This window comes from Alloalcanivorax balearicus MACL04 (assembly GCF_025532145.1).
GTDB lineage: Bacteria > Pseudomonadota > Gammaproteobacteria > Pseudomonadales > Alcanivoracaceae > Alloalcanivorax > Alloalcanivorax balearicus.
Window position 1 is genome coordinate 1 of sequence record NZ_ARXS01000019.1, and the last position, 12,689, is coordinate 12,689.

Annotated in this window: 11 protein-coding genes and 1 riboswitch; of the genes, 6 read left to right on the forward strand and 5 right to left on the reverse strand. The window is 64.3% G+C overall.

The window, feature by feature from the left end; genetic code table 11:
* Positions 1 to 121 precede the first annotated feature (121 nt).
* Together MA04_RS15175 and MA04_RS15180 are read right to left on the reverse strand one after the other, a co-directional pair.
* The gene (locus tag MA04_RS15175; protein WP_262461349.1) at positions 122 to 2,227 is read right to left on the reverse strand and encodes a metallophosphoesterase; all 2,106 of its coding nucleotides are present in this window, start codon (positions 2,225 to 2,227) and stop codon (positions 122 to 124) included.
* Positions 2,224 to 3,975, reverse strand: coding sequence for an alkaline phosphatase D family protein (locus MA04_RS15180; protein ID WP_262461351.1), 1,752 nt, complete (start codon positions 3,973 to 3,975; stop codon positions 2,224 to 2,226). Before MA04_RS15180 ends, MA04_RS15175 begins: the two co-directional genes overlap by 4 nt.
* 277 nt (positions 3,976 to 4,252) lie before the next feature.
* Between MA04_RS15180 and MA04_RS15185 the strand changes: the two genes are divergently transcribed.
* From MA04_RS15185 to MA04_RS15200, 4 genes are all read left to right on the forward strand, one after another.
* Positions 4,253 to 4,933, forward strand: a complete 681-nt coding sequence (locus MA04_RS15185) for a response regulator transcription factor (protein ID WP_262461353.1) — start codon at positions 4,253 to 4,255, stop codon at positions 4,931 to 4,933.
* The gene (locus MA04_RS15190) at positions 4,926 to 6,203 is read left to right on the forward strand and encodes a sensor histidine kinase (RefSeq protein ID WP_262461361.1); all 1,278 of its coding nucleotides are present in this window, start codon (positions 4,926 to 4,928) and stop codon (positions 6,201 to 6,203) included. The genes MA04_RS15185 and MA04_RS15190 overlap by 8 nt, the downstream gene beginning before the upstream one ends.
* Positions 6,204 to 6,309: 106 nt before the next feature.
* Complete coding sequence (locus MA04_RS15195; protein ID WP_262461362.1) at positions 6,310 to 7,029, forward strand: class I SAM-dependent methyltransferase; 720 nt, start codon at positions 6,310 to 6,312, stop codon at positions 7,027 to 7,029.
* Complete coding sequence (locus MA04_RS15200; protein ID WP_262461365.1) at positions 7,022 to 7,759, forward strand: lipopolysaccharide kinase InaA family protein; 738 nt, start codon at positions 7,022 to 7,024, stop codon at positions 7,757 to 7,759. The genes MA04_RS15195 and MA04_RS15200 overlap by 8 nt, the downstream gene beginning before the upstream one ends.
* Here the strand turns inward: MA04_RS15200 and MA04_RS15205 are convergent.
* Genes MA04_RS15205 through cobT form a run of 3 tightly spaced genes read right to left on the reverse strand, consistent with a single transcriptional unit; the run spans position 7,666 to position 10,093 of the window.
* Positions 7,666 to 8,412, reverse strand: a complete 747-nt coding sequence (locus tag MA04_RS15205; protein ID WP_262461366.1) for an adenosylcobinamide-GDP ribazoletransferase — start codon at positions 8,410 to 8,412, stop codon at positions 7,666 to 7,668. The two genes, MA04_RS15200 and MA04_RS15205, sit on opposite strands and share 94 nt — an antisense overlap.
* Positions 8,409 to 9,023 (reverse strand): histidine phosphatase family protein, encoded by a 615-nt coding sequence (locus MA04_RS15210; RefSeq protein WP_262461367.1) that lies wholly within the window; start codon positions 9,021 to 9,023, stop codon positions 8,409 to 8,411. The genes MA04_RS15205 and MA04_RS15210 overlap by 4 nt, the downstream gene beginning before the upstream one ends.
* 2 nt (positions 9,024 to 9,025) lie before the next feature.
* Entirely contained in the window at positions 9,026 to 10,093 is a 1,068-nt protein-coding gene (gene cobT / locus MA04_RS15215; protein WP_262461369.1) for a nicotinate-nucleotide--dimethylbenzimidazole phosphoribosyltransferase, read from the reverse strand.
* Between the two features lie 275 nt (positions 10,094 to 10,368).
* Between cobT and cbiB the strand changes: the two genes are divergently transcribed.
* Together cbiB and cobD are read left to right on the forward strand one after the other, a co-directional pair.
* Positions 10,369 to 11,292, forward strand: coding sequence for an adenosylcobinamide-phosphate synthase CbiB (gene cbiB, locus MA04_RS15220; protein WP_262461371.1), 924 nt, complete (start codon positions 10,369 to 10,371; stop codon positions 11,290 to 11,292).
* Complete coding sequence (gene cobD / locus MA04_RS15225; protein WP_262461373.1) at positions 11,289 to 12,326, forward strand: threonine-phosphate decarboxylase CobD; 1,038 nt, start codon at positions 11,289 to 11,291, stop codon at positions 12,324 to 12,326. The genes cbiB and cobD overlap by 4 nt, the downstream gene beginning before the upstream one ends.
* Positions 12,327 to 12,588, forward strand: a riboswitch (cobalamin riboswitch).
* The last annotated feature ends 101 nt before the right edge of the window (positions 12,589 to 12,689 follow it).

Sequence of the window (12,689 nt, forward strand, 5' to 3'; positions counted from 1 at the left end):
TACAAGCTTGCCTGCAAGCGAATGGGCTTCCCGGCCCAAAAATTCGCTTGCAGGCAAGCTCCCACGGCGATTTCGTAGTGGTCTCGTTATAACGCGGCTCTGTGGAGCAATAATGTTTTCCCTAACCAAATAAACCGGACAAAAGGTCCCGCAATAATCCGGTGATCGGCGACAGCAGATCGCGGAGAAAATCCAAAGGCCCTTCCAGCACCGTATCCAGTATCGTGGTGATCTCCCGCACCAGGGTGGACAGCACCGAGGAGAGGAAATCCCCGGGCAGGGCGGGGTAATCCCCGGCTCCAGGAATCTTGTTGAGCCAGAGCACATCGTTGACCAGATGCTCCAGGGTTTGCTGAACCGTTCCCACCAGTTCGTCACCGCCGGCACTGACGTCCAGGGCCACCAGCTGTTCCAGAGTGTTGGCCAGGCCGAGGGTGACGGTGGACAGTACTGAAGTGAGCCCGGCGAACACCGGTACTTCTTCGGGCATGACTTCTTCAATGCCATCGAGGATGTTATGCAGATTGCGGGACAGCTCCACCAGGGGGCCGGCAATGAAGGCAATGTCGTCCACCGTGCTGCCTTCTCCCGGCTCGGTTTCGCCGCTGCCGATCCCCGCGGCCAGGGCCTGGAAGGCACCGCCCAATTGATCGAATGGTGCCGGCAGGCTGCTGGTATCGATGGCCTGCAGTTGCTCGGCCGCGGCCAGTACCGCTTCCACCGACTGGGTGATTTCACTGCTGTCACCGTTGACGATGGCGGCGGTGGCCGCATCCAGGGCGTTCAACAGAATGTCCATGCCGGCGATCAGTTGATCCAGCGTTTGCCGCATTTCCGGCGGCAAGTCCGCGCCGGCTTCGGTGAAGCTCGACACCAGGGCTTCGCGCAATTCCTTCAACGGGCCGGTGAAGGTGGCGTCGAAGTCCTCCGGCAGAGGCAATGGCAAGGCGCCGTCGCCGATCGGCTGGCCGGTAAAGTCATTGCCGGGAGTAAGACCGGTTTTCGCTTGTTTGTCATAGCAGTACGTGAACGTCGGGGTCAGTTCGTCGTCGCCGTTGATGACGCCGAGCCCGGCCGCGTCTTTATCCACCACGTAAACTTCCAGGCAAAGAGACGCGGGCGTTTGCTTGTCCTCATCCGCTTCGCTGGCTTGCAGCCACATGAAACCGTACTCGTCGCCTTGCTGGAACAGTGCCTCGTTGCGTTGCGGATCGTCGATGGAGCGATGTTTGCCGGCGGCGCCGCTGACCATGAATTCAGTGCGGCCGCAGGAGGACGGCACACCCGACAGCACCTGCAGATCATGATCGTGACCGGCCAGGAAGAAGTCGGCCTGATCGCATACCGTCTCTTCCATGAACGCCTTCCAGCGGGTGCCGGCCAGCACCGGTAAAATCTGATGTGGTACGCCGTCGTAGTTGCCGGCATTGCCGTGGGAACCATTGGAAAGATAAGGGTGATGCGCCATGGCGATCTTGAACACCGCATTGGAACCGGCCAGCGCGTTCACTGCCCAGTTGCGCTGGTCCACGCCATAAGTGTGGTAAGCGTAGGCGATGTTCGGGTCAGCGAAGCCGCCGGCGATGGGGTTGGAATCCAGGGCGAAAAAGTCCACCAGCGGGCGGCCGTCACGGGTGGTCGGAGCCGGCGTGTGCCGGTAGTACCGGTCCGGCATTTTCCAACGGTTTGAGAGCCTGCCATCAAAATAATGGTAGTCGACCTGGAACTCGCCGCGGGCATTGCCGGCGCCGTCACCGCCGACGTAACCGGTGTTGTCGTGGTTGCCCAGTACCATGTAGAACGGCAACTGGATCGGTTCGAAGGGCTTTTCGAATTTATCCTCGAACTGGGGATCGTCGACGCTGGTGACCCCGGATTCGTAGATGTTGTCGCCCAGTCCCAGGGCAAGGTGGCAACCGGCGGACGGGGAAGCTTCGTCCATACCGCCTTTGTGATCGCAGACGGCGGCAATGGCTTCCCCCACCGCGTACTGGCCCGACGAGCCGCTGCCGGAATCGCCGATCACGATGAAGCGCAGCGCCGCCAGGGGCTCTGGCTCGGGCTCCGGTTCGGGATCCGGTCCCCCGTTGCCGCCATCGCCGTCACCAGGCACGTTGGGATCGGGATTGGCGCCGCCGCCGGAGTCACTGCCGGAAGAACCTCCCCCTCCGCAGGCGGCCAGAGTCAGAGCTGCCAGCAGGGGCAGCAGCGTCCATAGGGGCTTCATGACATTACCTCTTCCTGGTTGTGCTCGACGGGAGGATTGAACAGGGCGGTGCGCAACGTTCGGGGGCGGGATAGCGGCAGGTCTTCCTTGATGCGGCTGCTACCGCTTTCCACCGCCACGACCTTGGTCAGTCGATCATTGAGCTGACCGCGCAGGTCATAGGCCTCGATGCTGTTGACGTAATGGAACTCGGCCTGGGCGCGGCCGCGGGTCACATCCATCAGAATAAAACCGTGGGTTTTCAGTTCGGTGTAACGAATATGCGGATTGACCACCGGAAGCGCGACCGAGGCCAGCTCCGCCAGGCCGTCGGGGAAGCCGGGGCTGGTCACCGACGGCGCCACGAATTCCGCCGCCAACGGTCGGGCGAACAAATCGCCCACCAGCACGGCGGGATTGCGGTACAACTCGTTGGCCCAGGAGGTGTGAATGTCCCCGGTGAGCACGACCACGTTATCGATCCGGTTGTCTTCGAGGTGTTTGAGAATGGTGTCACGGTCGGCGGTATAGCCGTCCCACTGATCCATGTTGACGGCCAGCAACTGGCCCTTCATGTCCGGGGTCAGACCGGGGATTTCGAGAATATTGAGTTGCGCGAACATGACCTGCTGGCCGATGAAGCGCCAGTGCCCTCGCGCGTTGTCGAGCCCGGTGAGCAGGAAGTCCATTTGCGCCTCGCTGATCAGACGGCGATCCGGGTCATTGCGGTTCGGGTCCAGTGAGCCGGCCACCGCCGGCAACGGCTGGTCACGGCTTTCCAGCCGGGTATCCAGCAGGGTCAGATCGAGCAGGTCGCCGAAGTGGAAGCGACGGTAGATGATGTCCGTGTTGCCCGGCTTGTGGGGACGGATCGGCATCCATTCGAAATACACTTCGCGGGCGGCACTTTTGCGCTGTTCCCAGACACCTTCGGTGAGAGGGTCGTGGTTCTCGGCGCCGCCGTGCCAGCTGTCGTTGGCGGACTCATGGTCGTCCCAGATCGCGATCATGGGGAACTGCTGGTGCAGCGCCTGCAGATCCTCATCGGTTTTGTACTGGGCATGGCGCCGCCGGTAATCCTCGCGGGTGACGATTTCATGAGGCGGATCGGGGACGCGTTCAGGAAAGTCGCCGTACTCGCCGGCGCCGTATTCGTAGATGTAATCTCCCAGATGCAGCACGAAATCCAGGTCGCCCAGTTCCGCCACCGCTTTGTAGACCGAGAAATAGCCGTTGGGGAAATTGGAGCAGGACACCACCGCGAAGCGGGCCCGGTCAATAGCATTCCAGGACGCCGGGAAAGTGCGGGTGCGGCCGATCGGGGAGCGCCGCTGTCCCACCTCGAACCGGTAGTAATACCAGCGGCCGGGCAGCAGTCCGGTGGCATCCACCTTGACGCAGTAGTCGCCATCGGCGCTGGCCACGGCCTGGTATTGAGCCACCACCGCGGTCATGGCGGGATCCGTGGCGACGGTGGCGGTGACCGGTACCTCGACGTCTTCCTCGGGAGTGATCCGGGTCCACAGGATCACTTGCGTGGAGAGCGGGTCGCCGGATGCCACGCCATGAAGAAAACGGACGTTGGGCGGTACCGGGGTTTCCGGCTCCGGTGAGGGTGGCGGCGTGTCGGGGTCCGTGGGCTGGTTGGGTGTTTCGGGATTGCCGGTGGGTGCGCCGCCGTCACCACCGCTGCCTCCGCCACAGCCGGCCAATGCCAAAGTGCTGCCTGCCCCGAGCGCTCGTACCAGAGCGCGACGCCTGTGATCCATGCTGATCCCCGCTGAAAGACGGTCAATAAACGCCCCAAGGGTAAGCAGGGAATTGCACCGGCACCGTGGCACTTGCGTTTAGTACGGTAGTGCCATGTATCGATTTGTAAGGGCCCAGTTAAAGGTGACGAGGGGATGAAAAATGGATGAAGAATTGCGGATGCAGAGCGGGTTCGATGGAACGTAATCGGGGACTGGAAGGTCTTCTTTCTGAGTGTTTGCCACTCAGGCCGCCGTTCGCGCGGCGTCGGTCTGACCTGAAGTGTCGGAGAGAGATGTGCGTATTCTGGTCATCGAGGATAACCCGGATATTCTGGCCAACGTCATGGATTACCTTCAACTGAAGGGGTTCACGGTGGATTGTGCCCGGGACGGGGTCAGCGGATTGCACCTGGCGGTAACCCAACCGTTCGACCTGATTCTGTTGGATATCATGCTGCCCGGTATGGACGGCTATCAGCTGTGCGAACGGCTGCGTCAGGACGCTTGCGTGGCCACGCCGATCATTATGCTGACGGCACGCGATGCTCTGGATGATCGTGTCCGGGGATTGCGTACCGGCGCGGATGATTATCTGATCAAGCCGTTCGCATTGTCGGAACTGGTGGCTCGTATCGAAGCGGTGTTGCGTCGCAGTCATGGTGAGCTGAAGCGGCATCTGCAAGTGGCGGACCTGCATTACGACCTGGATACCCTGGAAGTCACCCGCGCAGATCAGACTTTACGTCTGAACCCGTTGGCGTTGAAGTTGCTCGCGATCCTGATGCAGAAAAGCCCGGCGGTGGTGCGCCGGGACGCGCTGGAGGAAGCGTTATGGGGGGAAGATCCTCCGGACAGCGACAGCTTACGCAGCCATATCCATCAATTACGTCAGGCGGTGGACAAACCCTTCGAGCGGGCGCTTCTTCAGACCGTTCATGGTATCGGCTATCGACTCTCGGACCGTGCCGATGTCTAGCCGGCAGCCGTTCGTCCGGCGTTTGGTGATTGCTTTTACGTTGATGACACTGGTGGTCAGCGGACTGTTTTCCTTTGGCATTTTCTTCTCCGTTCATTTTGTCGAGCAGCATCTGATGTCGGAGGAAATGGATCGTAAAATGGAGGCGATTCTTTCCGATGATGCGTCGGCACGTTCTTCGTCACGGCTGGACGTGAAGACCCGTTTCTACAGTGATGCCGGCGCGGGTTTGCCGTCGGCGCCGTGGATGATGACGCTGGCTGCCGGGTTTCACGAGTTGGAGCGCGGCGGCGAAGCGTATTACGCCTATGTGCGTGATGAGAGAGGACATCGTTATTTGCTGTTGCAGGAGCAGCAGGAGTTTGAAGCCCGTGAGCAGGCATTGTTCCAGGTGGTCGCGGTTGGTTTCCTGCTCAGCGTGGTGGCCGCTTGCTTGCTCGGTTGGTTGCTGGCAAGAAAAGTGATGGCCCCTTTGGTGCGGCTGGCCTGGCAGGTACGCCAGGAAGATCGCTTGCTTTCCCATTCGCCGCCCCTGGCCCTGCATTACGCGGACGATGAAATCGGACATCTGGCGGCGGCCTTCGATGCCACGCTGCGGCGCTTGCATGAATCCCTTGAGCGCGAGCGCCTGTTCACCGGAGATGTCAGTCACGAACTGCGCACGCCGCTGATGGTGATCGCCGGCAGCTGTGAATTGCTGGCCGCCCGGCCACTGGCGGAGCGGGAACGGGAACAGGTGGAGCGCATCGCCCGTTCGGTAAAGGAAATGCACGGCCTGGTGGATACTTTCCTGATGCTGGCGCGTAATGATCCAAAGGACTCGGCCTTCGCCGCCGACGCCACTCTTGAGCAGGTGGTGGAAGAACAATGTGCCCGCTGGGCGCCTCTGATGCGTACCAAGGGTCTGGATTTTCAGGTGCGCTACCAGAACGGTGGAGACGGTAGCGTGAAGGCCTATAACCAGACTTTACTGGGAGCGGTTCTGGGCAACCTGCTGCGCAATGCTTGCCATTACACCGAGAACGGCGGTGTCATACTGACGGTGTCGACGCATGGCTTCAAAGTGGAAGATAGCGGATCCGGCATCCCCGAAGCGGAGCAGGTGACGGTTTTTCAGCCGTTCGTGCGGGGAAGCAGCGCTCGGGGCGAGGGCATGGGGCTCGGCCTCTCGCTGGTGAAACGCATCTGTGCCAGTCAGGGTTGGCGTATCTCGGTCACCTCCCTGCCAGTGGGCGGCTGCTGTTTTCATGTGTCGTTGTCATCGTCCTGATTTTTTCCGAAAAATGCCCACTTAACGAAATTTTGACATCTCCTTGACGAGTGTTTCAGGCGGGTTTTTCTACTGTTATGGCTGATATTTCCAATGGAGTAGAGCCATGTCGGATTCCGGGCCGGTGGAACTGGAATTTTCCAGGAAGTACGACCTGCAACACGCCGAGCACTATCTGAAAAAACACCAGGATGGCTGGTCCCGCCGGCTGTCCAACTGGCGCGATCAACAGCTTGCGCGGCGCGCTCTGAAACAGGCCGGCGAGCCCAGGTTGGTGCTGGACCTGCCCTGCGGCGCGGGTCGTTTCTGGGCGACTCTGGCCGAGCATCCGGGCCGGGAGATCCTGGCTGCTGACTACTCCGCCGACATGCTGGATGTGGCCCGCCGCTATCAGGGCAGTGAAAGCCAGGGAAGGGTGCGGACCTTGCAAACGTCGGCGTTCTCCATCGATCTCGATGACGCCAGCGTTGATTGCGTGTTCTGCATGCGTCTGCTTCATCATGTCGCCGACGCCGAAAACCGCACGGCCATGCTGCGCGAGTTTTATCGGGTCAGCCGCGATACGGTGATCCTGTCCCTGTGGATGGATGGCAACTACAAAGCGTGGCGCCGCCGCCGTCTGGAACAACGTCGCGAGCAGGGTCGCAACTATGATCGCAACTACAGCCGCAACCGTTTCATCATCGCCCGGGAGCAAGTGGAACGGGAATTCCATGACGCCGGCTTCGCCATAGTCGGTCACCAGGATTTTCTGCCGGGTTACGCCATGTGGCGGGTCTACACTTTGCGCAAGAGCGATACCGCCGCCGGGAGCAGAGATGAGTGAATCAACTTTCTGCTACTGGTGGCAACGCCATGGACCCTGGGTGGAGCCCGCCAACCAGCGGCGAGGTGGCGAAAGCGGCGTCCAGTACCTGCAAGTCGAGGATGATGGCGCGCCGGGGCTGTATTGCAAACGGCAAACCGGCCATCTGTATCGCTCGCTGCGGTATCCGCTGGGGCGACCCACGGTGATCCGCGAGGCGGAGGCTTACCGGGCCTGGCAGGCTCTGGACATTCCCTTGCCGGTGCTTCGCTACGCCGGCGCCCGGCGCGAACAGGGACAATGGCGTGCGCTATTGGTCACCGAAGCGCTGACCGGCTTCATCAGCCTGGATCAATGGTATGAGCAGGCGCCGCGCGCGGAACAGGAGCGGCATGCCATGCTCCATGATCTGGCCACCATTCTGGTGCGACTGCACACCGCCGGTTGGCAACACGGCTGCCTTTACGCCAAGCATGTGTTCGTCAATGTGGGGCGCGGCCGGCCGCGGGTGGCGTTGATCGATCTGGAAAAGAGCCGCCGCCGGCTCCGGCGGGCCACCGCGTCATGGCGCGATCTGGATCAGTTCGGCCGTCACCGTGGCGTCATGCCGGAGCGGGACTGGGCCTGGTTTCTCGAGCAGTACCAGCGGGCCTGGGATTACAGCACCAAAGCGGCGGCCAGCAGAACAAGGGTTTCCACCACCTCGATCAAAGCGCCGGCGGTGTCCCCGGTGAAGCCGCCCAGCCGCTGACGGAGCAAGCGCACGGCGGCCCAGGTTATGAGCACGCTGATCAGCACCCAGATGGCACCGGCCAGTCCACCGAGCAGTACGGCAAGCAGCGTGGTTAGTGCCAGGGCCACGGTGACCTTGTCCCGGGGCAGGTGGTCCGCGCCGGCGCGGCCCAGGCCCTCCGGGCGGGCGTAGGGCAACAGCAGGAACAGTGAGGCGCCGGCCGCGCGGGCCAGCACCGGGGCCAACAGCAGCGGCAGCGACCAGCCCAGATCCAGCAGTGTCCACAACGCCAGGGATTTGCCCAGCAGTACCAGCACCACGGCGCATACCCCGGCGGGGCCGCTGGCCGGATCTTTCATGATGCGCAGGGTGCGCTCGCGATCGCCGTAGCCGCCGAGCCAGGCGTCGGCGCTGTCCGCCAGACCGTCCAGATGCAGGGCGCCGGTGATCAGCACCCAGGCCGCCACCAACAGAATGGCCAGCGGCGCGCTTTGCCAATGCAGCCAGCCGCCGGCGGCGGCGCCGAGCCACAACAGCAGTCCGACGATCAGGCCCACCAGGGGGTAGCACGCCACCGCCAGGCCTTGATCACGGTCGTCAGGCGTCTGCTTCAGCCCGCTGGGCAGGCGGGTCATCAACGCCAGGGCGGTGCGTAGCGGTGTGGCTATCATGGCGTCAGGCCGTGACTGAGCAGGCAGCCGAGACGGCCGTGTTCGGTGTCGTCCAGCCGTACCCGGCTGCGGCCGGCGTAGGGGATATAGAGGCGAGCCATGGCCCGTGACGGGGCCAGATCCAGTACCGAAGCCAGTATCATGCGGATCATGCCGCTATGGCCGACCAGCAGCACGCGCTGTCCCGATAGCCGGTCGGTCCAGTGTTGCCAGGCGCCGGCTACGCGGGCGTGGAATTCGGTCAGGGATTCGCCATTGGGAGGCGGGTGGCGCTCACCGTCGGCCCAGAACGCCGCCAGCCGCTCGCCGTCCCGTTGCGCCAGTTCGGTGGGGGTGAAGCCTTCCCAGTCACCGAAGTGGATTTCCTTCAGTTGCGGTTCCACATGCAAAGGCAAGCCCTGTTGTCGCGCCACTTCCTCGGCGAAGGCGCGGCAACGCAGCAAGGGTGAGCAGAGCACCGCGTCCCAACGCTCATCGGCACTGATGGCGCCGCGCATCTGCGCCCAGCCGGTGGTGCTGAGCGGGTCGTCCCGGTGTCCACGATAGCGGCGCCCGCCTTCCGGTTCACCGTGGCGGATCAGGTCCACCCAGGTGGTTGTTTCAGTATCCATCGCTACTGTCCTTTGCTGATGCCCGCGTCCTGGAACGACGCCATCTGGTTATGCAGGGCGCAGGCCTGGCGCAGCAGAGGGACCGCCGTGGCCGCGCCGCTGCCTTCGCCAAGCCGCATGCCCAGTCGCAGTAGCGGATCGGCGTCCAGCGCGGCCAGGACTCGGGCGTGACCGGGCTCGGCGGATTGATGGGCAAAGTGCAGCCAGTCCGTCAGGCCCGGCTGCAAGCGCGTTGCCGCCAGCGCCGCCACCGAGGCGATGAAACCGTCCACCAGCACCGGGATCCGGGCCTGGGCGGCGGCCAGGAAGGCGCCGGCCAGGGCCGCCACCTCAAAGCCGCCGAGGGAGGCGAGTACCGGCAGTGGCTGGTCGGCCTCGGCAACGGTATCGCTATGACGTTGCAACGCCCGATGCAGCACCGCCACCTTGTGGCGGATGCCGTCCGCATCAAGCCCGGTGCCGGGGCCGGCCAGTATCTCCGGCGCCAGGTCCAGCAGGGCACAGGCCACCGCTGCCGCGGCGGTGGTGTTGCCGATACCCATCTCACCACCAATGAACAGCTCGGCGCCGGCCTCTGTCGCCCGTTGCACGGCGTCCCGCCCGGCATGCAAGGCGGCCTGCAGTTGTTCGGAGCTCATCGCCGGCGCCGCCGCCAGATTGGCTGTGCCGGGGGCGATTTCCGCCATCACCACTCCGTCATGGGCGAGCAACGGGTGGGCGGTTCCGAGGTTGATCACTTCCAGTTCCGCGCCCAGATGGCGGGCCAGTACGCTGATGGCGGCACCGCCGTTGACGAAGTTGGCGATCATCTGACCGGTCACTTCCTGAGGGAAAGCGGAAACGCCCTCGGCGCAAACGCCATGATCGGCGGCGAACACCACGATGCGCACGCGGTCCACCGCCGGGTGGGGGCGTTGCTGTTGCGCGCTCAGGGTAATGGCAAGCTGTTCCAGCCGTCCCAGGGAGCCGGCGGGTTTGGTCAGACCGGCCTGACGCTGATGGCCCTGCTGGAGAAAATCCGGGTTCAGGGGTGGTGGCGGTTGTCGCCAGAAAGGAGGGGTGACGGACACGGGCTCATCCAGTGGCAAAGAGCAAAATGGTCGGCACGCCCGGAGGGGCTGTCAAGGGAAGAAGCGAATTGGGGTCCGTGGACCACTGGTGTTCCACAAAATCATGGTCTCACCCGGAAACAGGGGTACGGGAGTAACGACGAAGCCGCTGTGGGAGCTTGCTTGCAAGCGAATGTTGCAAACGTCTGAGCGCCCCCATGCGCTGCAAGTGTTGTGCCCCCCGCCACCCACGCTAGACTTGGCGCCCTGTTTCGTTGCGATGGTCTCCACAATCCATGAGCGCCTGGCTGTGCGTACTGGCTGTTTTACTGGACACCGCTTTGGGGGAACCCCGGCGTGGGCATCCGTTGGTGGTGTTCGGCGGCTGGGCCACGGCCCTGGAGCGGCGCTGGAACCGGCGGCCCGACCGGAGCGCGGGAGTCGGCTTCAAGGCGACGCTGTTGCTGGTGGGTGGCCCGGTGCTGGTGGCCGTGTTCTGCCAGTGGTGGTTGCCGCCGTTGCTGTTATGGCCGCTGCAGGTGTTGGTGCTGTGGTTGGCGATGGCGCCGCGCAGTCTGCATGAGCACGCTCTGGCGGTGGCGCGGCCGCTGTCCGCTGGTGATCTGCCCGCCGCCCGTGCCGCCGTGGGACAACTGGTGAGCCGCGACACCGCCGCCCTGGATGAAACCGGCGTCGCCACCGCCGCCACCGAGTCGGTGCTGGAGAACGGCGCCGACGCCGTGTTCGCCAGCCTGTTCTGGTTTCTGCTGGCGGGCCTACCTGGTGTGGTGGCCCATCGCGCCGCCAACACCCTGGACGCCATGTGGGGGTATCGCACCGAGCGTTACGAATATTTCGGCAAAACCGCGGCCCGTCTGGACGACCTGCTCAACTGGGTGCCGGCGCGACTCACCGCATTGAGCTACGTGCTGTGTGGACGCACGCGGCTGGCGCTGTCCTGTTGGCGCCGGCAAGCCGGGCAGTGGTCGAGTCCCAATGCCGGCCCGGTGATGGCCGCTGGCGCTGGGGCGCTGGGCGTATCGCTTGGCGGCGGCGCGCCCTATCACGGCCAATGGCGGCAACGGCCCGTGCTGGGTGCCGGCCCGGCGGCGGAGGCGGCGACCATCAAGGCGTCGCTGCGGTTGCTGCGCAGAGCTCTTGGGCTGTGGTTGCTGGTGGCGGTGACCGGAAGTGTGTTGCTGTCGGTGGGGAGCCCATGAGCCGGGACTGGGAACGCGATCACGGCGGCCGCCGCCGGGCGGCGGCCCGGCTTTGGCGGCGCCCGGAGGCGGACTGGCTGGACCTGTCCACCGGCATCAATCCGAACGGCTGGCCAGTGCCGCCGCTGCCGCCGGAGGTGTGGCAACGGTTGCCGGAGCCGGCCCCGGCACTGGCGGAGCTGGCCCGCCAATGGGTGGGCGCGCCGTCAACGGCGGCCTGTCTGGCGGTGCCGGGTAGCCAGGCGGCGATTCAGCAACTGCCGCTGTTGTGCGCGCCTTGCCGGGTCGGCGTGCCGGTGCCCGGCTATGGCGAGCACGCCTTGTGCTGGCGGCGGGCCGGCCATCAGGTGCGCGGTCTCGACAGCGAGCAGGTAGAGGCGGCGCTGGACCAGTTGGATGTGCTGGTCTGGATCAATCCGAATAATCCCAGCGGCGAGCGGTTGCCGCCGGAGCGGCTGTTGGCCTGGTGTCGGCGGCTGGCCGACCGTGGCGGCTGGCTGGTGGTGGATGAAGCCTTTCTGGATGAGCCGGCGTTGAGTGTCGCCGCCGATACCGGGACACCGGGACTGGTGGTGCTGCGCTCTCTGGGCAAGGTGTTCGGGCTGGCGGGCGTCCGTGCCGGCTGGGTTTTCGCCGAAGCCGCGTTGTTGGAACGGCTGGCGCGGGCGTTGGGGCCCTGGAGCCTGAGCGGCCCGGCCCAGGCGGTGATGGCGGGCGCCCTGGCGGACCACGCCTGGCAACACGAAAATCGGACAGAGCGGCGGCGGGCGGCGCGGCGCTTGGCCACGCTGCTGGAACGTGCGGGGCTTCCCGTGGCCGGCGGCACGGATCTGTTCCTTTACTGCCCCCATTCACGAGCCATGGCACTGGCCGATGCGCTGGCCCGACAAGGCATTCTGGTGCGGGATTTCGTTGAACCGCCGGCCCTGCGCATCGGCCTGCCACCGGAGGAGGTCACCGCCTGGAAACGGCTGGAGCAAGCCCTGGCCGCGCCGGCGGTGCGGGAAATCATTGACCCGCCGCGGCCGGATTGATAGTTTCGCGCCACTTTCGGGTGCCCGGGAGCCTGCCAGGCTACGGGTTAAACGGGAAGTCGGTGAACCTTGGGTTGCGAGCAGCCCCCAACGGTGAATCCGGCACTGCCCCCGCAACGGTGATTGAGTACACCGCGATCCGCGACCGGTCCGGCGCCGGCCGCCACCACTGTGCTTCAGGCATGGGAAGGTGATCGCGGCGGAAGAGCGTTCCGCCTTCCACCTCATCAGTCCGGATACCGGCCCGAAGGGGAGAGGCTTGCCTCTCCGCCAGGCGTCGCGGTGGGCGGCCGCCGGGTGATGCGAGGGCGTTTCCCGCGCCTGCTTTCGTGGCTTGCCTCCGCCGCCTCTCCCGGATGTCCC